Source organism: Streptococcus sp. 2022WUSS083, from assembly GCF_044427155.1.
Lineage (GTDB): Bacteria > Bacillota > Bacilli > Lactobacillales > Streptococcaceae > Streptococcus > Streptococcus hashimotonensis.
The window spans coordinates 1-21484 of record NZ_JAOTGK010000002.1; the positions used below are offsets into that span (position 1 = coordinate 1).

At 40.4% G+C, this 21484-nt stretch carries 19 protein-coding genes; 17 read left to right on the forward strand and 2 right to left on the reverse strand.

The features are described 5' to 3' along the window. Positions 1-97: 97 nt before the first annotated feature. Both ODU41_RS01985 and dcm read right to left on the reverse strand, forming a co-directional pair. Positions 98-766 carry an ATP-binding protein gene (locus ODU41_RS01985; protein WP_398578587.1) on the reverse strand — a complete coding sequence of 223 codons (669 nt, stop codon included), beginning with the start codon at positions 764-766 and terminating at the stop codon, positions 98-100. Between the two features lie 421 nt (positions 767-1187). Continuing rightward, a complete protein-coding gene (gene dcm, locus ODU41_RS01990) occupies positions 1188-2453 on the reverse strand; it encodes a DNA (cytosine-5-)-methyltransferase (protein WP_172076163.1) in 1266 nt (421 codons plus the stop codon). A 111-nt stretch (positions 2454-2564) separates the two neighbouring features. Between dcm and ODU41_RS01995 the strand changes: the two genes are divergently transcribed. The 17 genes from ODU41_RS01995 to ileS all read left to right on the forward strand — a co-directional run bounded on the left by ODU41_RS01995 (position 2565) and on the right by ileS (position 21383). Beyond that, positions 2565-4055 (forward strand): Sau3AI family type II restriction endonuclease, encoded by a 1491-nt coding sequence (locus tag ODU41_RS01995; RefSeq protein ID WP_398578588.1) that lies wholly within the window; start codon positions 2565-2567, stop codon positions 4053-4055. Positions 4056-4080: 25 nt separating this feature from the next. Continuing rightward, a complete protein-coding gene (locus ODU41_RS02000) occupies positions 4081-5139 on the forward strand; it encodes an MmcQ/YjbR family DNA-binding protein (RefSeq protein ID WP_398578589.1) in 1059 nt (352 codons plus the stop codon). Positions 5140-5221: 82 nt separating this feature from the next. Further along, on the forward strand, positions 5222-6214 hold the full coding sequence (gene asnA / locus ODU41_RS02005; RefSeq protein ID WP_044678118.1) for an aspartate--ammonia ligase: 993 nt from the start codon (positions 5222-5224) through the stop codon (positions 6212-6214). A 132-nt stretch (positions 6215-6346) separates the two neighbouring features. Beyond that, complete coding sequence (gene typA, locus ODU41_RS02010; RefSeq protein WP_009909450.1) at positions 6347-8194, forward strand: translational GTPase TypA; 1848 nt, start codon at positions 6347-6349, stop codon at positions 8192-8194. A 17-nt stretch (positions 8195-8211) separates the two neighbouring features. Continuing rightward, a complete protein-coding gene (locus tag ODU41_RS02015) occupies positions 8212-8502 on the forward strand; it encodes a DUF3165 family protein (RefSeq protein ID WP_099832401.1) in 291 nt (96 codons plus the stop codon). A gap of 97 nt (positions 8503-8599) precedes the next feature. Beyond that, the gene (gene murD, locus ODU41_RS02020) at positions 8600-9949 is read left to right on the forward strand and encodes a UDP-N-acetylmuramoyl-L-alanine--D-glutamate ligase (RefSeq protein ID WP_398578590.1); all 1350 of its coding nucleotides are present in this window, start codon (positions 8600-8602) and stop codon (positions 9947-9949) included. A 2-nt stretch (positions 9950-9951) separates the two neighbouring features. After that, on the forward strand, positions 9952-11016 hold the full coding sequence (locus tag ODU41_RS02025; RefSeq protein WP_032500041.1) for a UDP-N-acetylglucosamine--N-acetylmuramyl-(pentapeptide) pyrophosphoryl-undecaprenol N-acetylglucosamine transferase: 1065 nt from the start codon (positions 9952-9954) through the stop codon (positions 11014-11016). Positions 11017-11021: 5 nt separating this feature from the next. Further along, positions 11022-12104 carry a cell division protein FtsQ/DivIB gene (locus ODU41_RS02030; protein ID WP_398578591.1) on the forward strand — a complete coding sequence of 361 codons (1083 nt, stop codon included), beginning with the start codon at positions 11022-11024 and terminating at the stop codon, positions 12102-12104. 152 nt (positions 12105-12256) lie between these two features. Continuing rightward, positions 12257-13636, forward strand: coding sequence for a cell division protein FtsA (ftsA, locus tag ODU41_RS02035; protein WP_024395232.1), 1380 nt, complete (start codon positions 12257-12259; stop codon positions 13634-13636). A gap of 25 nt (positions 13637-13661) precedes the next feature. Further along, a complete protein-coding gene (gene ftsZ / locus ODU41_RS02040) occupies positions 13662-14891 on the forward strand; it encodes a cell division protein FtsZ (RefSeq protein ID WP_398578592.1) in 1230 nt (409 codons plus the stop codon). Positions 14892-14897: 6 nt separating this feature from the next. Further along, the gene (locus ODU41_RS02045; protein ID WP_136628089.1) at positions 14898-15569 is read left to right on the forward strand and encodes a YggS family pyridoxal phosphate-dependent enzyme; all 672 of its coding nucleotides are present in this window, start codon (positions 14898-14900) and stop codon (positions 15567-15569) included. A gap of 16 nt (positions 15570-15585) precedes the next feature. Further along, positions 15586-16149, forward strand: a complete 564-nt coding sequence (locus ODU41_RS02050) for a cell division protein SepF (protein ID WP_024393136.1) — start codon at positions 15586-15588, stop codon at positions 16147-16149. A gap of 4 nt (positions 16150-16153) precedes the next feature. After that, a complete protein-coding gene (locus tag ODU41_RS02055) occupies positions 16154-16417 on the forward strand; it encodes a YggT family protein (RefSeq protein ID WP_002943042.1) in 264 nt (87 codons plus the stop codon). A gap of 2 nt (positions 16418-16419) precedes the next feature. Continuing rightward, on the forward strand, positions 16420-17211 hold the full coding sequence (locus tag ODU41_RS02060) for a YlmH/Sll1252 family protein (protein WP_248017958.1): 792 nt from the start codon (positions 16420-16422) through the stop codon (positions 17209-17211). Positions 17212-17219: 8 nt separating this feature from the next. After that, complete coding sequence (locus tag ODU41_RS02065) at positions 17220-17909, forward strand: DivIVA domain-containing protein (protein ID WP_024385043.1); 690 nt, start codon at positions 17220-17222, stop codon at positions 17907-17909. A gap of 231 nt (positions 17910-18140) precedes the next feature. Beyond that, a complete protein-coding gene (locus ODU41_RS02070) occupies positions 18141-18581 on the forward strand; it encodes a GNAT family N-acetyltransferase (protein ID WP_398578593.1) in 441 nt (146 codons plus the stop codon). A gap of 12 nt (positions 18582-18593) precedes the next feature. After that, the gene (gene ileS / locus ODU41_RS02075) at positions 18594-21383 is read left to right on the forward strand and encodes an isoleucine--tRNA ligase (RefSeq protein ID WP_398578594.1); all 2790 of its coding nucleotides are present in this window, start codon (positions 18594-18596) and stop codon (positions 21381-21383) included. Positions 21384-21484: the final 101 nt, after the last annotated feature.

Consider the following 21484-nt stretch of genomic DNA (forward strand, 5'->3'; position numbering starts at 1 on the left):
TGGCCAAGAAAATAGTCCAAGATAATAGAGATAAAAAGAAAAACACAGACAGTACGGCTGGATTTCATCAAAATCAGCTTGAATCTATCTGTGTTTTTTATTTACTGGCTAGTTTTTGCCCAGCCTCCTCATCCAACTCTCTTATTTCCCCTTTTTCAGAGATTATTTTTACTAAAAAATCTTCTCTGGAATATTTGTTGAATCGTTTTGAAAGACTTTCATAAAGAGTGTCAATAGGAGTCAAAGACTTTAGAGTAATATCTTGTATTGTTATTTTAGTTCCGTCTGGCTCAAGTGTATCTTCTTCATAGCAGATTGTTTGTGGATGATATATATTACTAGAGGATTCTTGAATTGCGTCATAGTTTAGCATAAAAGAATTTTTCTTTCGGTTTTGGATGCTATCAACAATAATAGTATTGGCTATTCCAAATAAAGCTAATTTACCAAGACCTTTTTTTCCTGTAACTTTACGTCCAGATTTTGATAAACCGCTAACACCATCTTTTGTTGAGTCTGATAATCGTCGATTTCGTGCAATTGTCAGAAAGTTGTTGTTTAATTCATTAGCAGACATGCCGTTGCCATCATCTGTGACAGTAATAACCATATCTGTATAATCAATATTAATTTCTACATTATGACTATCTGCATCCCAAGAATTACTAATCAACTCTGCAATTGCTTGAGGAAGTTGTTTATATAAACCAATACCTAGGTGCTGAATAGTTGCTGCATGATATTCAAGTTTAAATTCATTACTCATATAAATTGTCCTTTTTTTATTTTATTATAGCATAAACTTTTGTTTGATTGATTTATTTTTATATTCTAACAGTTTCTGATTCACATTTGTATCAAATCTTGGGGGACTAGATTATATAAAATAAACTAAGGATACCTCTAGAAAATGTGCAAGGAGTATTCTAGCATTAATTGATAGTAAAAATCACAATAGAATGGAAAATTCTTAAATTTAGGAATCTAGTGTATGGTATGTCCAAATTTGATTAGAAGAATTAACAATCAGTTGTTGAACTGGTAAACATTTTTATGAATTATATTTATTGTAGCTCTAGATTACAGGGAAAACTAAAAGACTATAACTCTAAACGACCTAGGGCTATAGTCTTTCAATGATTATTTGTCTAATTATTAAGGTTAATATATCGATTTGTTTTTGAAATCTATTCAATGTTTTTTATATACTCTCCAATTTTTCGTACGATATCAGTTACGAGGGCATTTCCCATAAAGAACATACGCATTTTATCAGATACCTCTATAATGGAGCCATCTGCTAATTTTTTCTGCTTAGTCCAATCGTCTGGAAAGTCCTGCAATCGTTCCGCCTCTACTGGAGTTATCAAACGATAGCGATTGTTCACATTGATAAAGTGAGTGGAGCGATTAACGGTCCCCTCGGAAGTCAACATGGTTCGTCCAGGAAGATTTAGGTCATCGGTTGGTGACATTCCACCTTCGGAATAGGTATAGGTGTGACCGTCTGCCGAAGTTCTTTCAATTTTTTTAGGACCTCGTAGATATTGGAATTTTTCTAGCTTAGCGGGGTCTGTCAAAAAGTATTTCTCAGGTACATCTTTTTCATCTTGTAAGATTTCTCCAAGAGTGATTGGTTGACCTTTATAGTCACACTGAGTATCAACGGAATAGTATTTTCCGTGTCTCATCACACCAGTATTCCAAACTGTTCCAGTGAAGTTATCTGATACTTCAACAATATCTTCTGCTAATTCGTAATAAACCTGGCGATTCTTTACGGGTGTTGATTTAATTGGGAATTGGGTTGCAAACAAACCTGAATGGAATAGATACTCATTGTAGCGATTTTCGTTAAACACAGTTTCAGTGTTTTCAAATTGTTCGTCAAGTCTTTTTGCAAAAGTGGTATCATTTCGATAAACAAAGAAGAATACACGACGACGGCGTTGGCTTCGTCCGTATTCGGCAGCATTGACAACTCGCCATTCAACCGAGTAACCAAGATTGTTAAATGCGGTCAACATAATGGCAAAGTCACGCCCTCTTTGTTTAGATGGTGCTTTTAATAGACGGTCAACATTTTCCAAAATAAGATACTTGGGTTTGGTGATTCGAGTGGCACGGATAATTTCCCAAAAGAGAACTCCTTTTTTTCCTTCAATTCCCTGTTCGTTCTTTTTGCTGCGAGCGACAGAATAGTCTTGGCATGGGAAACCGCCAACAATCATTTCTGGATTCATCTCAGCAAACTTTTCGTCAGAAATTTCTGAGATACTAATATTGATGTTTTCGCTATCTGGAAAATGCAAATTGTAAACTTCAAAAGCATCCTGTGATTTTCGAGAAGGCTCCCATTGATTTGCCCATTTTGTTTGGAAGTAATCTTTGTCAGCATTTTCAAGACCGATGCGAAAACCGCCTACACCGGCAAAGAGTTCGAGAATATTCATTTTTTCTCCTCAAGTTCATTTAATACTATCTATTATAGCGTAAAAAACAATTTCGATCAAGGATTTTTATTTGATATAATAGAGCTATAGGAATTTAGTAGGAAATTTAATATGGAAAAACAGTTATTCAATTATGATGAAACAGATATTCAAAGTATTCTTGATTATTCTCAATATTTATTAGATAGATCACTTGGAGAGATTATTGCGGAATACCAAGTTTCACCTTATAAAACTTATCAAGATTTTAAAGAGGGTACGCCTTCAGAAGTTGTTGATAAAGAAATCAGCATGAAATCTAAGGGGCAATATGGCAATTACATAGAAAAGTATTTCTATGGATATCAGCCCAATAGTGATTCTGCCGCTGACTTTGATAAGGTTGGAGTGGAATTAAAAGTAACGCCTTTTAAAGTGAACAAGAATGGAACAATTAGTGCAAAAGAGCGATTAGTTTTAACAATATTAAACTATATGGAGGAAAATCTAGATGACTTTTACTCCACTCATCTATGGCAAAAATGTTCTAAAATACTTTTACTGTTTTACAATGGTCTCATTCCAGGGCAGACTATGTCAGATTATATCATTGAAAAAGTCTTTTTGTATGAATGGTTTGAAGAGGATATGGAGGTTATCCTTGAGGATTATAATCGCATTGTAGAAAAGATTAAGCAAGGTAAAGCCCATGAACTTTCCGAATCAGATGGAAACTACTTGTCTACCTGTACAAAAGGTGCAGGAAAAGGAAAAGATTTTCGTATTCAGCCGTTTAGTGACACTCTAGCAAAACAAAGGGCTTGGGAATTAAAGTCAAGTTATATGACATATTTGATCAATCATAAGATATTCAATCAAATTGATCAAGAAAGTATTCTCGCAACTGCCAGAGGCGAGAAAAAAGCATTTACACAGGTTATTGCAGACAAAATTTTAGCCTATAAAGGATTTTTTGAGGAAGAATTATATAGTCGATTTGACGTGAATCCTAAAGCAAAAGGAAAAAATAGTACCTTAATTAAAAATATTTTGGGACTAACTGGTGACCTTGATAAGACACAAGAATTTCAAAAAGCCAATATGAATTTACGAGTCATTCGGGTAGATAAAAATGGCTTGCCTAAAGAAGATTCACCGTTTAAAACTTATCAATTTGAAGAATTGGCAAGGAATGATATTTGGGAGGAATCGCATCCATTTTTGGAAATTTGTAATAAACGGTTTTTGTTTGTCATTTTTAAAGAAGTATCGGATAAATTATTTGTATTAGATAACATCAAGTTTTGGGGTTTTCCAGATAGACTAATTCCGGAGGTCCAAAGAGTTTGGATAGAAACACGAAAAATCATCCAAAACGGTGTTGAATTGAGTCAAAATGGTAATAAAGTATCTACCAACTTCCCTCAGAGTAAAGTCAATACAATTTTATTCACGAAAATTCATGCTCAAAATACTTACTACGAAATACGACCAAATGAGTTTGTAGGTAAGGGTAAATTATCAGATACTGACAAACTACCAGACGGAAGAAGAATAACGAAACACTCATTTTGGATTCCTAAAAAATTTTTGAAAGAAGTTTTATTAGGTCAGTGGGATTAGAGTCAAATACAGTGAAAGGATTAGTATGAACAAATCAAATTCTTATCAGATCCACCTCCCCTCCCTCCTCCCTTTCGGTTTTATCCTCTCCAACAATCGTTACACCTACCGTGAGGTCTTCATGGAGGGGCAGTTTGAGGCGGTGGTGGAAGTCGATGAGGCTGGTCAGATGTCGTCCTATGTTTGGGATTGTGAGATGGATGAAGTCTATACTGCCCATATGGTGACTGCGCCAGCTGGGGCTTTTGTGGGGCAGGTACGTGAGGCTTATCAGTCCATTTTAGATCGGGTAGAGGAAGCCTGCTGTATCGCTCTGCCATTTTCCAAAGACCAAAGCAACCGCCTAGCCCAGCTCATCAAGGTGCAGTGGGGCGACCTTCCTGACTATCCCTTTGCCAAGTTGCCGACCTATGGGGCTTTTCGCCATCCTTCTAATAACAAGTGGTACGCCCTGGTCAGTCAGATTCCGAGGGACAAGCTGGACGGGAGCGGGTCACAAGAAGAGGTGGAAATTGTCAATCTCAAGGTTGACGGTCGGGAAATAGCAGAGCTGCTGAGTCAGTCGGGCATCTTCCCCGCCTACCATATGTCGAAGAAGACCTGGGTGTCAGTCTTACTAGATGATACGGTGGAGGATCAGACGATTTTTGACCTCCTTGAGAAAAGTCGTTATCTGGTGGGACCAAAAACCTACAAGGCAGAGCAAGGACCTGATTACTGGGTTATTCCAGCCAATCCAAAGGTCTATGATATTGATACCGAGTTTGCGGAAAATAAGGTAGTCTATTGGCCGCAAAAATCAACCATTCAAGCTGGGGACTTCGTAGCCATCTACGTGACGGCACCTGTACAGGCTATTCGCTATGTCTGCCGTGTCTTGGGGGCGAACTTGGAAAATCATGGACAATCAGACATTTCTACAGAAAAGAAAGTCATGCAGGTCGAATTGCTCGCTCAGCTGTCCGATGATGTACTTCCTAGAGCGCGCATGATGGACTTGGGAGTCAAGGCGGTGCGTGGGCCAAGACGCTTGACAGAGGGCGTGATAGAAGTACTGACATCCGAAGTGAAAAACCTCCATTAAATTATCAGAATATTTAATAAAAAGACTTTACAAGTAGGTAAAAAAGAGTATAATAGGGTGTATAAATTTAAGGAGGTAAGGTATGAAGAAAAGCTTCATTCATCAGCAAGAGGAGATTTCTTTCGTCAAAAATACATTTACACAGTATTTGAAAGACAAGCTAGAAATCGTAGAAGTGCAAGGACCGATTTTGAGTCGTGTCGGGGATGGTATGCAGGATAATTTGTCCGGTGTGGAGAATGCGGTTACTGTTAATGTGAAGTTGATTCCAGATGCGACCTATGAAGTGGTTCACTCACTTGCTAAGTGGAAGCGCCATACCTTGGCTCGTTTCGGTTTTAATGAGGGAGAAGGGCTCTTTGTTCACATGAAGGCTCTTCGTCCTGACGAGGATTCCTTGGATCCCATTCACTCAGTATACGTGGATCAATGGGACTGGGAGAAGGTCATCCCTGATGGTCGTCGCAACTTGGCTTATTTGAAGGAAACGGTTGAACAAATCTATAAGGCCATTCGATTGACTGAGCTTGCAGTTGAAGCACGCTACGATATCGAATCTGTCTTACCGAAGAAGATTACCTTTATTCACACAGAAGACTTGGTGAAAAATTTCCCAGACTTTACACCAAAAGAGCGTGAGAATGTGGTTGCCAAAGAATACGGCGCAGTTTTCCTAATCGGTATTGGTGGTGAACTGGCAGACGGTAAACCACATGATGGACGCGCCCCAGACTATGATGACTGGACAAGCCCATCAGAAGCAGGCTATAAAGGACTCAATGGAGACATCTTGGTTTGGAACGAAGCACTTGGTTCAGCATTTGAGTTGTCCTCAATGGGGATTCGTGTGGATGAAGAAGCGCTGAAGCGCCAGGTTGCTATTACAGGCGACGAGGACCGTTTGGAATTTGATTGGCATCGTGCCCTTTTGAATGGACTCTTCCCGCTGTCTATCGGTGGTGGTATTGGTCAATCCCGTTTGGCCATGTTCTTGCTTCGTAAGAAACATATCGGTGAAGTGCAGTCCAGTGTTTGGCCGCAAGATGTACGCGATAATTTTGAGAACATTTTATAAGAGATTGGCTTCAATCTCTTTTCTTCTGCTTTCAATCTGCTATCTGAAAACATTTACAACAAGATTATCTGTGATTTTTACGCCAATCTATGATATACTTTTTTAGTTAAATTAAAATATACAGAGGATATTATGACAAAACTTAGAGAAGACATCCGTAACGTAGCCATTATTGCCCACGTTGACCACGGAAAAACAACCCTCGTTGATGAATTATTGAAACAATCCCAAACACTTGATGAGCGTACGCAATTGGATGAGCGTGCCATGGATTCAAATGACATCGAAAAAGAGCGTGGTATCACCATCCTTGCAAAAAATACTGCCGTAGCTTATAACGGTACTCGTATCAACATCATGGACACACCAGGACACGCAGACTTCGGTGGTGAGGTTGAGCGTATTATGAAAATGGTTGACGGTGTTGTGCTTGTCGTGGATGCTTACGAAGGGACTATGCCACAGACTCGTTTTGTATTGAAAAAAGCCCTTGAGCAAAACTTGACTCCAATCGTGGTTGTTAACAAGATTGACAAACCATCTGCTCGTCCAGAAGAAGTTGTAGATGAAGTGCTTGAACTCTTCATCGAATTGGGTGCAGATGATGACCAGTTGGAATTCCCAGTGGTTTACGCATCAGCTATCAACGGTACTTCATCTTTGTCTGACAATCCAGCAGACCAAGAAGAAACAATGGCACCAATTTTCGACACCATCATCGAGCATATCCCTGCACCAGTGGATAACTCAGATGAGCCTTTGCAGTTCCAAGTATCCCTTTTGGACTACAACGACTTCGTAGGTCGTATCGGTATCGGTCGTGTCTTCCGTGGTACTGTTAAAGTTGGTGACCAAGTTACCCTTTCTAAACTAGATGGCACAACGAAAAACTTCCGCGTTACAAAACTCTTTGGTTTCTTCGGTCTTGAGCGTAAAGAAATCCAAGAAGCAAAAGCTGGTGACTTGATTGCCGTTTCTGGTATGGAAGACATCTTCGTTGGTGAAACTGTGACTCCGACAGATGCAGTTGAGGCACTTCCAGTTCTTCGTATCGATGAGCCAACTCTTCAAATGACTTTCTTGGTGAACAACTCACCATTTGCAGGTCGTGAAGGTAAATGGGTGACATCTCGTAAGATTGAAGAGCGCCTTTTGGCTGAGTTGCAAACGGACGTTTCTCTCCGTGTTGACCCTACTGACTCTCCAGATAAATGGACTGTTTCAGGTCGTGGTGAATTGCACTTGTCTATCTTGATTGAAACCATGCGTCGTGAAGGCTATGAGCTTCAAGTATCACGTCCAGAAGTTATCATCAAGGAAATCGACGGCGTGAAAATGGAGCCATTCGAGCGCGTGCAAATCGATACTCCAGAAGAATACCAAGGTTCTGTTATCCAATCCCTATCTGAGCGTAAGGGTGATATGTTGGATATGGTTGCGACAGGTAATGGTCAAACGCGTCTTGTTTTCCTTGTGCCTGCGCGTGGTTTGATTGGTTATTCAACAGAATTCCTTTCAATGACTCGTGGTTACGGTATCATGAACCATACTTTCGACCAATACTTGCCTGTTGTTCAAGGTGAGATCGGTGGTCGTCACCGTGGTGCCCTTGTCTCTATCGACCAAGGTAAGGCAACGACATACTCGATCATGCGTATCGAAGAGCGTGGTACAATCTTCGTTAACCCAGGTACTGAGGTTTATGAAGGAATGATTATCGGTGAAAACTCACGTGAAAATGACTTGACCGTTAACATTACGACTGCTAAACAAATGACCAACGTTCGTTCAGCTACCAAAGACCAAACGTCAGTTATCAAGACACCACGTATCTTGACTCTTGAAGAATCATTAGAATTCTTGAACGATGATGAATATATGGAAGTAACGCCAGAATCTATCCGTCTTCGTAAGCAAATCTTGAACAAGGCAGAGCGTGATAAGGCTGCGAAAAAGAAAAAATTAGCGACTGAGGAATAATTTCTAGGAGAAGAAGCATGTTTTATTTAATCCTCGCCATCATGTTAGTACTTTTTTATATTTTTATTGCACCTCGCAATATTAAGGGGACTATGAATTTGATTGCGGCAGTATTTTTACTGGTAGCATTAGCAATTGCCTTGGTACTTGGATTTTTAAGAATCATGCAATTTCCAAAGGAAATTTGGGTTGGTCTACTAATGATTCTGATTGGTTTTTGGGCGATGCGGGATATTTATTATCTCGATAAAGAACCTAAAGACAGGCAGAGGAGAACAGAGCGACCTGATCCTTATAGATATAGATGAAATTAACCGACGCTTTGCGTCGGTTTTTCTGTCCTCTGGCTTGAAAAAGGTCTTCGTAAAGGGTAAAATAAGGTGTTAGAAAGTAAAGGTAATTGAGATGAAGATGATTGATATTGTAAAAAATAAGAAAGTGTTAGTGCTAGGTTTAGCTAAATCAGGGGAATCCGCAGCCCGTCTCCTGGATAAATTGGGTGCTATCGTCACTGTTAACGATGGAAAGCCTTTTGAAGAAAATCCGACTGCTCAATCTTTGTTGGAAGATGGTATCCGTGTTATTTGCGGGAGCCATCCCTTGGAATTATTGGATGAAGATTTCGCTTTGATGGTAAAAAATCCAGGAATTCGCTATGATAATCCTATGGTTGAAAAAGCAATTGGAAAAGGAATTCCAGTATGGACAGAGGTTGAATTGGCCTACTTGGTATCAGATGCTCCAATCGTGGGGATTACAGGTTCGAACGGCAAGACAACCACAACGACCATGATTGCAGAAGTCTTGAATGCTGGAAATAAACCTGCAAAATTATGTGGAAATATTGGTTACCCAGCATCTTCGGTCGCTCAAACTGCGACTGCAGAGGATACCTTGGTCATGGAATTATCGTCTTTCCAGTTGATGGGGACAGAATCTTTCCGCCCACATATCGCTGTTGTGACCAACCTCATTGCCAGTCATATTGATTATCATGGGACTTTTGAAGACTATGTAGCAGCAAAATGGATGATTCAGCGTCAGATGGCGGCTGAGGATTTTGTGGTGCTCAACTTCAACCAGAAAGAAGCCAAGGAATTGGCTGGACAGACCAAAGCAACTGTAGTTCCCTTTTCAACACAGGAAGTGGTTGATGGAGCTTATTTGGCAGATGGAAAACTCTATTTCAAGGGTGAATACATCATGGATGCTGACCAAATTGGTGTTCCAGGTTCACACAATATTGAAAATGCCTTGGCAACAATTGTGGTTGCAAAATTGTTGGGAGTAGACCACCAAGCGATTCAGGAAAGTTTGTCTGCCTTTGGAGGAGTCAAACACCGCCTACAATTTGTAGGTGAGATCAGTGGCGTTTCCTTCTACAATGATAGTAAGTCTACCAATATCTTGGCGACTCAAAAAGCTCTTTCAGGGTTTGACAACAGCAAGGTTATTTTGATTGCAGGTGGCTTGGACCGTGGCAATGAATTTGATGAATTAGTCCCTGATTTAGTCGGACTAAAGAAAATGGTGATCCTTGGTCAATCAGCTCCCCGTGTTCAACGTGCAGCAGATAAGGCAGAAGTGGAAACGATAGAAGCTCTTGATATTGCGGATGCGACTAGAAAAGCCTTTGCCATTGCAGAAAAAGGAGATATTGTCCTGTTAAGTCCAGCCAATGCAAGCTGGGATATGTATGCCAATTTTGAGGTGCGTGGTGACGTCTTCTTACAGACCTTTGAGGAGTTGAAATAATCATGAAAAAAATTGTTTTTACAGGCGGTGGGACTGTTGGGCACGTGACACTCAATCTCCTTTTGATTCCGCGATTTTTGGAAGAAGGCTGGGAAGTCCACTATATTGGTGATGGGAATGGTATTGAGCATGAGCAGGTTGTGAAATCAGGCTTAGATGTCCATTTTCATTCTATTTCGACTGGAAAATTGCGCCGTTATTTCTCTTTCCAAAATATGTTGGACGTGTTTAAAGTTGGTTTTGGTGTTCTTCAATCCTTGGCCATCATTGCTAAAATTCGTCCGCAAGCTCTTTTTTCAAAAGGTGGGTTTGTATCGGTTCCGCCAGTTATTGCTGCTAATTTGTTGCGGGTTCCGGTCTTTATCCATGAATCAGACTTAACAATGGGACTGGCCAATAAAATAGCCTATAAATTTGCGACAACCATGTATAGTACTTTTGAGCAACCTGCCAGCTTGACTAAAGTAAAACATGTTGGTGCAGTTACAAAAGTGGGGCAAACGAATGACAAAGTTACACCAATTCAGTTGCCAGAAATTCTCAGTCACTTCGATAAAAGTCTGCCGACCCTACTGTTTGTAGGTGGTTCAGGCGGTGCTAAGGTCTTTAATGATTTAATCAGTCAGAATAGTGCTGCTCTGACCGAACGATTCAATATTATCAACTTGACAGGGGACAGTAGTCTCAACCAATTAGATAAAAACCTATATAGAGTTGACTATGTGACAGAACTTTATCAACCCTTGATGGATTTAGCGGATGTCGTTATTACCCGTGGTGGTTCCAATACTCTGTTTGAGTTGATTGCCATGCAACAACTCCATTTGATTGTGCCACTAGGACGGCAGGCCAGTCGAGGGGATCAGATTGAAAATGCTCTCTATGCAGAGAAAAAGGGATATTCTAAGCAGATTGATGAAAGTCAATTGACATTTGCCAGTCTGTTAGTAGAAGTTGATGAGCTATTGAAAAATAAGGAATTTTATATCCAAAACATGGCAAATTCTAATGAAATTCAGTCAGTAGATAGTTTTTACAATTTGCTTAGAGAAGATATGGGAAGGTAGGTTCTATGACGGAAAAAGATTCAAATGTAGAAGAATCAGTGCTAGAAGTGGAACAGGCATCCCAAGTAGAATTGGATTCAGAACAAATTTCACCAGCGGAGAAAGAATCTGTATTAGCCGAAGAAAAAGGACTTTCTACGGATGTAGACGTACCTGAGATGACTGCTCCGGATGATGAAAAAAGTGCCTTTTTCGAACAATGGAAAGCACGCCACCAAGCCTACCTTGCTCATAAAGATGAGGCAGATGTTCAGGCAGTTGACGAAGGGCAGACAGAACAGAGGAGCCCAAAAGCTAGAAAGAGTAAAAGAGTCCTTTTTCAGGGAATAAACAGAAGACAAGAGAATCGGGAATCCAAAAAGGAAACAGAGAAAGAGGTTCAAACTTTAAAAGTTGATATTCCTTCCAAGGTAGTGTGGAAAGCCGTTCCAGTTCTTGTGGCGAGCTTGTTATTGGCAGCCTTGGCTCTGTATTTTATTTCTCCAACCAGCAAGAAAAAACAGATAGAGGTCGTTGGAAATGAGCGACTAACTGCTGAGCAAGTAGAAAATTATAGCCTTATCTCTCCAGATGATTACATTGTAACCATAGCTTTGCATGCAGATGCTTACGCAAAGAATATTAAGAAGAATAGTTCGTCTGTAGAGACTGCAACAATCAAGTTCCAGTTTCCAGCTACCTTTACGATTCAAATTAAAGAATACGCTATAATAGGCTACATTCAGCAACAAAGTCAGTGGTATCCAGTATTGTCTAGTGGAGAGGTTGGTGGAGAGTCGATTTCACAGGATTCCTTGCCAGAAGGCTATCCAACGATTAATTTATCCGACAAGGAATTAATCAAGGAACTGGCCATTGAATTGGGGAAAATAGATACAGGAATTCGTTCTGCTATTCAGACAATAAATTTAACGCCAAGTAAAGTGACAGCGGATTTGCTGACACTCAATATGGCAGATGGGAACACGGTTTTAGTTCCATTGAGTGAGATTAGTCAGAAGTTGCCTTACTATACAAAAATAGCGGCAGAAGTGACAGTTCCAACGACAATTGATATGGAAGTTGGCATTTATAGATATGCAAGCTGAAATAGACAATTTTGTAAAGAAAAAGTAATAAAAAAAACCTTTAAAATCACCATAATTCGATATAATATGGTATAATGAATGATGACTAATTATACTATTTTTCAAAATGGAAGATGATTTGTTAAAGTTGGAAGTAAGAGAGGACTGATAGAATGGCTAGAAACGGCTTTTTTACGGGATTAGATATTGGTACAAGCTCCGTTAAAGTCTTGGTTGCAGAATATATTGATAACGAAATGAATGTGATTGGGGTCAGCAATGTAAAAAGTGCTGGCGTCAAAGATGGAATTATTGTAAATATTGAGGTGGCTGCTGGAGCGATTAAAAAAGCAATCGAGCAGGCAGAAGAAAAGTCAGGTATCCGCATTGAAAAGGTAAATGTTGGATTACCTGCCAACCTTCTTCAGATTGAACCGACTCAAGGGATGATTCCTGTTACAACAGACTCACAAGAAATTACAGACTTGGATGTTGAGAATGTTGTAAAATCAGCATTGACAAAGAGTATGACTCCGGAACGCGAAGTGATTTCATTTATTCCAGAAGAGTTCACTGTCGATGGATTCCAAGGCATTAAGGACCCTCGTGGAATGATGGGAATTCGCTTGGAAATGCGTGGTATGCTGTACACAGGACCACGTACCATTCTTCACAATCTTCGTAAAACGGTGGAGCGTGCAGGTGTCCAAGTTGAAAATATTGTAATTTCTCCGTTGGCACTAACTCGCTCTGTATTGAATGAAGGTGAACGTGAGTTTGGTGCGACTGTCATTGATCTTGGTGGTGGTCAAACGACTGTGGCTGTTATGCGTGGCCAAGAGTTGCAATACACAAACATCTACCAAGAAGGTGGAGATTATATCACAAACGATATTTCAAAAGTATTGACAACATCAAAGAGTATTGCTGAAAACTTGAAATACAACTACGGCATTGCCTATCCGCAAGATGCAAGTGATAAGGAAAAGTTCACTGTCGAAGTGATTGGAGAAAACGCTCCAGTTGAAGTGACCGAGCGCTACCTTTCAGAAGTGATTGCGGCACGTTTGCGTCAGATTTTTGACCGTGTGAAACAAGATTTGGAGCGTACACGTGCTCTAGATTTACCAGGAGGCATTGTTCTTGTAGGTGGTGGTGCTATCTTACCAGGAATTACAGAATTGGCCCAAGAAGTGTTTGGTGTTAACACTAAACTTTTTGTTCCAAATCAAATTGGTATCCGCAATCCAGCATTTGCAAGTGTGATTAGCTTTGTTGAGTATGTTGGTGAGTTAGAAGATGTTGAAAATATTGCCCAACATGCAGTAAATGGCGAGACTACCTTGAGACATAAGCCAGTTGAAATTCCTGTTGCTCGTCCTCGAATTAGTCAGCCAATTCAAAGAGAAATCGTGAACGAATTGAACACAGTCGATCAGGTAGAGGAACAAGTTGCTCCTACTTACCATGATGAGGAAGAAGAAGTTCGTCCAGCTGCTAAGGGAAACATCACAGATCGCATTCGTGGTTTGTTTGGCAGCATGTTTGAATAAGAGAAAAGAAAAGGTGATTTAAACTATGGCATTTTCATTTGAAGCAGCAGCTAGTCATGGTGCTGTCATTAAAGTAATCGGTGTCGGCGGTGGTGGCGGAAACGCGATTAACCGTATGATTGAAGAAGGTGTTGCTGGGGTTGAGTTCATTGCAGCAAACACAGATGTACAAGCGCTAAGTAGCTCTAAAGCTGAAACAGTTATCCAACTAGGTCCTAAATTGACTCGTGGTTTGGGTGCTGGAGGTCAACCTGAGGTTGGTCGTAAAGCTGCTGAGGAAAGCGAAGAAGCATTGACTAATGTATTAACTGGTGCAGATATGGTCTTCATCACTGCTGGTATGGGCGGTGGTTCAGGGACTGGTGCGGCTCCTGTTATTGCACGTATTGCTAAAAACTTGGGTGCGTTGACTGTCGCAGTTGTGACTCGTCCGTTTGGTTTTGAAGGAAATAAACGTGGAAACTTTGCGATTGAGGGAATTGAAGGTCTTCGCGAACAAGTAGATACACTTTTAATTATTTCAAACAACAACCTTCTTGAAATTGTTGATAAGAAAACACCGCTTTTAGAAGCACTAAGCGAAGCTGATAATGTTCTTCGTCAAGGTGTTCAAGGAATTACAGACTTGATTACAAATCCTGGTTTGATTAACTTGGACTTTGCAGATGTGAAGACAGTTATGGAAAACAAAGGAAACGCCTTGATGGGTATCGGTATCGGTACTGGTGAGGATCGAGTGATTGAGGCGGCTCGTAAAGCGATTTATTCTCCTCTTCTTGAAACAACAATTGATGGTGCAGAGGATGTCATTGTCAATGTTACAGGTGGTTATGACATGACTCTGACAGAAGCAGAAGATGCTTCAGAAATCGTTAATCAGGCTGCGGGTCAAGGTGTTAACATTTGGTTGGGTACATCTATTGATGAAACAATGAAAGATGAGATTCGTGTGACTGTTGTGGCTACAGGTGTTCGTCAAGATACTGCTGATAAACCAGCCCGCCATCGCACGGAAGCTGTTTCACCACGCCCTTCTCAACGCTTTGATCATTCAGTAGCATCAGCACCAACACGTGGAGCTGTACAACAAACTGAAGCGCCGAAAGCTTCTGCTTTCGGAGAGTGGGATTTGCGTCGCGAAAACTTGATTCGTCCAACTGACACAGAACCAACATCCACTGTTTCAGTCGAAAAATTTACAATGGATCAAGATGAGGATGAATTGGATACACCACCATTCTTCCGTAATCGCTAAACTAAAATGAATTTTCAAAAGAATAAGGATGCTATCTTTTCAGCAGTGGCAAAAGCTGTTGAGAAGGCAGGTCGTCCGAGTGAATCAGTAAAGGTAATAGCTGTCACCAAATATGTTGACAGCTCTATTGCTAATCAGCTAGTGAATACTGGGATTACCCATATTGGAGAAAATCGAGTCGATCAGTTCTTAGAAAAGTATAATGCCCTAGCAGACAAACAATTGACATGGCATTTGATAGGGACTTTACAGAGAAGAAAGGTCAAGGACATTATTCCATTTGTTGATTATTTCCACGCCCTAGACTCTGTCAAACTAGCTCAGGAAATAGATAAACGTGCGACTAAAATAGTCAAGTGTTTCCTCCAAGTCAACGTTTCCGGTGAGGAGAGTAAGCATGGCTTTGCAGTATCTGAGATTGATGCGGCACTTGCTGAAATTAGTTTATTGGAGAACATTGAACTTGTTGGATTGATGACGATGGCACCGATTGATGCGACAGATGATGAATTAGACGAGATTTTTTCTAAAATGCAGGAAATCCAAGAAGAACTAGCTACAAGGAACTTACCACGTATGCCCTTTACAGAGTTAAGTATGGGAATGAGTGGGGACTTTGAACGCGCCATTGCTCACGGAGCTACATATGTGAGAATTGGTTCAGCATTCTTTGAATAATGGAGAGGAGGAAAATATGGCATTAAAAGATACATTTAAGAACTTATTTAATTACTTTGAAGTTGACGAAGTCAATGAAGTTGAAGAGCAGGCAGATGCCTATTCAATGCCTAATGATCGTCCTAAAATGCGTGTTGCCAATACTACAGCTGCACCTGTGCGCGAACAGCAGCCAAAAGTAGAGACGCGTCGGGAAGCACGTTCAGAAAGTCAACTTCAACGCCTACATGAAAGGCAGCAAGAATTGATGACTAATAATAACGAAAAAGAGATTGTCAAAACTACAATTGATATTAAGTTTCCAAAACGTTATGAAGATGCACCAGAGATGGTAAATCTTTTATTAGATAATGCGAGTATTCTCATTGATTTTCAATATATGTCGGAGCAACAAGCTAGACGTTGCCTAGACTACTTGGATGGTGCTCGTTCAGTATTATCTGGAAATTTGAAAAAGGTCTCAAATACCATGTGGCTGTTAACTCCAGTAAATGTCACAGTCAATATTGAAGAATTGCGCAATGCTGGTACAACTACTGGTGTGGCTGATTCAAATTTTGACTTTGATATCAAACGGTAACGCTATGCAAATTTTGATTTTTTTACTATTAAAAATTGTAGAAATTTATTCCTATCTCTTATTGGCATACGCTTTGCTAAGTTGGTTTCCTAGCCTATATACAAGCTCGATTGGACGTTTGATTCAATGGCTGGTAGCACCGATTTTAAAACCCTTTAGGCGATTTAATCTACAATTTATGGGGTTGGATTGGACCGTAATGGCAGCCATGATTGCGCTTAATATGGGAACACGCTTCTTGGTTCAGTTATTGCTCCTGTTAGCATAGTTATGAAAAATGACAAAAACTTATTGCAACATTTTTCTAGGGAAGAAAGAGAGTTTGTAGAGAAAATAATGGATATGTGTCAGCAAGTTGAAGATACGTATTCATATAGATTAACTCACTTTTTACATCCTAGACAAGATGAAATTGTATGCAAAATTGCTAACTACTACCAGTTACAAACATTTTCTAGTCGGGACTTTGTTTCGACTGAACATTCGCGGGTTATTATTGCCCCGGCTTATTATGAGTTGGACATCAAGGACTTTGAGTTAACCGCTCTTCATTTGTCCTATGCTAGAAAATTTCACACCTTATCCCATTCACAAGTTCTTGGAACTTTTCTCAATCAACTAGGGATTAAAAGGGAGTATTTGGGTGATATTTTGATTGATGATGAACGATTGATTGTCTTTATCGATCAGAAATTTGGGCAGATTGCCTTACAATCTATCACTAAAGTTGCTCGTGTCCCTGTTAAGGGAAAGGAAGAAGAATGGACGACTGTTCGACTACCGATTGGACAGGAATGGCGTTCAAAGGATGTGTTGGTTTCTAGTATGAGATTGGATAAATTGATTTCGGTCGCATTTAACCTTTCAAGGGCAACTGCAAACAAGTTGATTGAGGCTGGACATGTGAAGTTGGATTATGTTCTGACAGAACAAACTAGTAAATTAGTTGAAATAGGGCAATTAATTAGTGTTAGGAGATATGGTAGAGTTCGCCTAAATGAATTTTTAGGTTTTTCTAAGCAAGGGAAGATAAAATTAAAGTTAGACATTGTTAAAACTTAGGAGGAAAGATGGCACTTACAGCATTAGAATTAAAAGATAAAACCTTTGCTACAAAATTTAGAGGATACGACGCAGATGAAGTTGATGACTTTTTGGACATTGTAACACGTGATTATGAGGATTTAATTCGTAAAAATCATGACCAAGAGTTAGAATTGAAAAATTTGCGGGAACGTTTGGCTTATTTTGACGAGATGAAAGAATCATTGAGTAAATCAGTTCTTTTAGCTCAAGATACAGCTGAGAAAGTAAAGGTTGCGGCCGAAGATCAAGCGGCAAATATTATTAAACAAGCTGACTATGATGCGGCAACATTGTTACATGAAGCTAAAGATAAGGCAAATGAAATTCTTCGTAATGCGACTGACAACGCGAAAAAAGTTGTCATTGAGACTGAAGAATTAAAAAACAAGACACGTATTTTCCATCAGCGTCTGAAATCAACAGTGGAAAGCCAATTATCATTGGTTAATTCATCTGAATGGGAGGAAATCCTTCGCCCAACAGCAAGTTACATTCAAACAAGTGACGAGGCTTTCCGTGATGTTCTTCATAAGGCTTTGGATGAAGAATTACCTGTTGAAGAAGAAAGTTTGGATTATACACGTCAATTGACACCAGAAGAAATTGCAGAATTAACTCGTCAGGCAGCGGCTTTTGAGAGTGGAGAATCTGTAGAAATTTCAACAGAAGAATAATAAAGATCATAAGCAGAGACACGGTCGGTAGAAATATTTATAGCGAGTAGGAGATGGTGGAAGCCCTACAATCTCTTTCTATGGATCATCACTTTGTTTGATTTTTCCTGAAAATAGTAAGGAAAGACGCCCGTTCACGTTACGAACATAGAGGGATAGGGGAAACTCTATCTAAACTAAGGTGGTACCACGAACTTTCGTCCTTATTTGGCGGGAGTTTTTTTATTTTTTATGATACGATTAGAATTAGTAAACAAGGATAACTTTGAAGCAGTGTTACAAGTTCAACTTGCACCTGAGGACCAACGCCGAGTAGCATCGGTTGAATATTCTTTAGCCCAAGCTTGGTTATATAAAGATTCGGGGATGATTCTACCATATGCTGTGGTATCTGGTAGAAAAGTTGTTGGTTTTGCAATATTATCTATTGAACCCAAAGATAATAGTTATTATTTATGGCGCTTGTTGATTGATAAGGATTTTCAAAATCGTGGATGCGGAAAGGAAGCCATCCAGCAAATAATTGGAAAGGCGAAGGCGGATCCGCTTTGTCATAAAATTTCTATAAATTATGTCATTGGCAATCATAAAATGAGGTATATCTTAGAAAAACTTGGCTTTCAATCAGTTGGTTTAGAAGGACAAGAAATAAAAATGGAATTAACTTTTTAAAAAGGAGATAAAATGAAATTAAAAGAAACCCTTAATCTAGGTCAAACTGCTTTCCCAATGCGTGCAGGCTTACCAACACGTGAGCCAGAATGGCAAAAGGCCTGGGATGAAGCAAACTTGTATGCTCGTCGCCAAGAACTCAATGAAGGCAAACCTACCTTCCACCTCCACGATGGCCCTCCGTACGCTAACGGAAATATCCACGTTGGACATGCTTTGAACAAGATTTCTAAAGATATTATCGTTCGCTCTAAGTCAATGTCTGGTTTCCGTGCTCCATTTGTACCAGGTTGGGATACGCACGGCCTTCCTATTGAGCAAGTCTTGGCAAAACAAGGTGTCAAGCGCAAGGAAATGGACTTGGTTGAATATCTTGAAATGTGCCGTGATTATGCTCTTAGCCAAGTTGACAAGCAACGTGATGATTTTAAACGCTTGGGTGTTTCTGCAGACTGGGAAAATCCATATATCACTTTGACAAAAGACTACGAAGCAGCTCAGATCCGTGTCTTTGGTGCTATGGCAGACAAGGGCTATATCTACCGCGGTGCTAAGCCTGTCTACTGGTCATGGTCATCTGAATCTGCCCTTGCAGAAGCTGAAATCGAATACCATGACATTGACTCAACATCTCTTTACTATGCTAACAAGGTCAAAGATGGCAAGGGACTCTTGGATACAGACAGCTACATCGTTGTCTGGACAACCACTCCATTTACAGTAACGGCTTCGCGCGGTTTGACAATGGGAGCAGACATTGACTATGTCTTGGTTCAACCTGCTGGCTCTGACCGTAAGTATGTCTTGGCAGAAGCCTTGGTTGACAGCTTGGCAGCCAAATTCGGTTGGGAATCCTTTGAAGTGATTTCAAAACACAAGGGTGCTGAATTTGAATATATCGTGACCGAACACCCATGGGATACTGAAGTGGATGAATTGGTTATCTTGGGTGACCATGTCACAACGGACTCGGGTACTGGTATCGTCCATACGGCTCCAGGTTTTGGTGAGGATGACTACAATGTCGGTGTCAAATATGACTTGGAAGTTGCGGTAACTGTCAACGAACGCGGCTTGATGAATGAAGCTGCGGGTCCTGATTTTGAAGGGCAATTCTATGACAAGGTTGTGCCAACTGTTAAGGAAAAATTGGGTGACCTGCTCCTTGCTAGTGAAGTGATCAACCACTCCTACCCATTCGACTGGAGAACCAAGAAGCCAATCATCTGGCGTGCAGTGCCACAGTGGTTTGCCTCTGTTTCTAAATTCCGTCAGGAAATCTTGGACCAAATCGAGGCAACGACTTTCAATCCATCTTGGGGTAAAACACGTCTTTACAACATGATCCGTGACCGTGGTGACTGGGTCATCTCTCGTCAGCGTGCTTGGGGTGTGCCGCTTCCAATCTTCTATGCAGAAGATGGAACAGCGATTATGACCAAGGAAGTGACAGACCATGTAGCAGCACTCTTTGAAGAGCATGGTTCTATCATCTGGTGGAAATCAGATGCAAAAGATCTTTTGCCAGCTGGTTTCACTCATCCAGGTTCACCAAATGGCGAATTTACCAAGGAAACAGACATCATGGACGTTTGGTTTGACTCAGGTTCGTCTTGGAATGGTGTCATGAATGCTCGTGAAAATCTTGCCTACCCAGCAGATCTCTACCTTGAAGGTTCAGACCAATACCGTGGCTGGTTTAACTCATCTTTGATTACCTCTGTTGCTGTAAATGGTCATGCGCCATATAAAGCTATCTTGTCACAAGGTTTTGTCCTTGATGGTAAGGGGATGAAGATGTCTAAATCATTGGGTAATACCATCCTTCCAAGTGATGTTGAGAAGCAGTTTGGTGCAGAAATCTTGCGTCTGTGGGTAACTTCTGTGGATACTTCAAACGATGTACGTGTGTCTATGGATATTCTTGGACAGGTTTCTGAAACCTACCGTAAAATCCGTAATACCCTTCGCTTCTTGATTGCCAACACTTCTGATTTCAATCCTGCAAGTGATGCGGTGGCATACGAAGAGCTTCGTTCTGTTGACCAATTTCTCTTGGTTAAATTCAATAAATTAGTAGCTCAAATCCGTGAAGCCTACGACAATTATGATTTCATGGGCATCTACAAATCTGTAGTAAACTTTGTAACCCTTGATTTGTCAGCCTTCTACCTCGATTTTGCCAAAGATGTCGTCTACATTGATGGTGCTAAATCACTTTCTCGTCGTCAGATGCAGACAGTCTTCTATGACATCTTGGTGAAAATTACCAAGCTCTTGACCCCAATCTTGCCACATACGGCAGAAGAAATCTGGTCTTATTTGGAACACGAAGCAGAGGAGTTTGTTCAGTTGGCGGAAATGCCAGAGGTGGAAACCTTTGCTAATGAAGCGCAGCTTTTAGCTGATTGGGAAAACTTTATGGTCTTCCGTACTCAGGCACAAAAAGCCTTGGAAGAAGCACGCAATGCCAAAGTGATTGGTAAGTCACTTGAAGCTCATTTGACTGCCTATGTCTCAGCTGAAACCAAGTCCTTCTTGGAGAGCTTGAATGCAGACCTTGCTCAGTTGCTCATCGTTTCAAACTTGACAGTAACCACGGAAACAGCTCCTGAAAGTGCTGTTCTGGTAGAAGAAGTTGCCTTCACTGTAGAGCGTGCACGTGGTGAAGTATGTGACCGTTGCCGCCGTATTGATACAAGTGTTGTAGAACGTAGCTATGGTGCGACAATCTGTGACCACTGTGCAAGCGTAGTGGAAGAAAACTTTGCTGAAGCAGTAGCTCAAGGTTTTGAAGCTTAAGTAATCACAATACATTTGTTAAAGTCTATCTAGCGATAGGCTTTTTTTGTAATACTCTTCGAAAATCAAAATTATTCGTTGTCAAGAGCCTTGATGAACTC

Coding starts and splice junctions, on each gene's coding strand:
- ODU41_RS01985 (WP_398578587.1), bottom strand. CDS start 766: ATGAGTAATGAATTTAAACTTGAATATCATGCAGCAACTATTCAGCAC.
- dcm (WP_172076163.1), bottom strand. CDS start 2,453: ATGAATATTCTCGAACTCTTTGCCGGTGTAGGCGGTTTTCGCATCGGT.
- ODU41_RS01995 (WP_398578588.1), top strand. CDS start 2,565: ATGGAAAAACAGTTATTCAATTATGATGAAACAGATATTCAAAGTATT.
- ODU41_RS02000 (WP_398578589.1), top strand. CDS start 4,081: ATGAACAAATCAAATTCTTATCAGATCCACCTCCCCTCCCTCCTCCCT.
- asnA (WP_044678118.1), top strand. CDS start 5,222: ATGAAGAAAAGCTTCATTCATCAGCAAGAGGAGATTTCTTTCGTCAAA.
- typA (WP_009909450.1), top strand. CDS start 6,347: ATGACAAAACTTAGAGAAGACATCCGTAACGTAGCCATTATTGCCCAC.
- ODU41_RS02015 (WP_099832401.1), top strand. CDS start 8,212: ATGTTTTATTTAATCCTCGCCATCATGTTAGTACTTTTTTATATTTTT.
- murD (WP_398578590.1), top strand. CDS start 8,600: ATGAAGATGATTGATATTGTAAAAAATAAGAAAGTGTTAGTGCTAGGT.
- ODU41_RS02025 (WP_032500041.1), top strand. CDS start 9,952: ATGAAAAAAATTGTTTTTACAGGCGGTGGGACTGTTGGGCACGTGACA.
- ODU41_RS02030 (WP_398578591.1), top strand. CDS start 11,022: ATGACGGAAAAAGATTCAAATGTAGAAGAATCAGTGCTAGAAGTGGAA.
- ftsA (WP_024395232.1), top strand. CDS start 12,257: ATGGCTAGAAACGGCTTTTTTACGGGATTAGATATTGGTACAAGCTCC.
- ftsZ (WP_398578592.1), top strand. CDS start 13,662: ATGGCATTTTCATTTGAAGCAGCAGCTAGTCATGGTGCTGTCATTAAA.
- ODU41_RS02045 (WP_136628089.1), top strand. CDS start 14,898: ATGAATTTTCAAAAGAATAAGGATGCTATCTTTTCAGCAGTGGCAAAA.
- ODU41_RS02050 (WP_024393136.1), top strand. CDS start 15,586: ATGGCATTAAAAGATACATTTAAGAACTTATTTAATTACTTTGAAGTT.
- ODU41_RS02055 (WP_002943042.1), top strand. CDS start 16,154: ATGCAAATTTTGATTTTTTTACTATTAAAAATTGTAGAAATTTATTCC.
- ODU41_RS02060 (WP_248017958.1), top strand. CDS start 16,420: ATGAAAAATGACAAAAACTTATTGCAACATTTTTCTAGGGAAGAAAGA.
- ODU41_RS02065 (WP_024385043.1), top strand. CDS start 17,220: ATGGCACTTACAGCATTAGAATTAAAAGATAAAACCTTTGCTACAAAA.
- ODU41_RS02070 (WP_398578593.1), top strand. CDS start 18,141: ATGATACGATTAGAATTAGTAAACAAGGATAACTTTGAAGCAGTGTTA.
- ileS (WP_398578594.1), top strand. CDS start 18,594: ATGAAATTAAAAGAAACCCTTAATCTAGGTCAAACTGCTTTCCCAATG.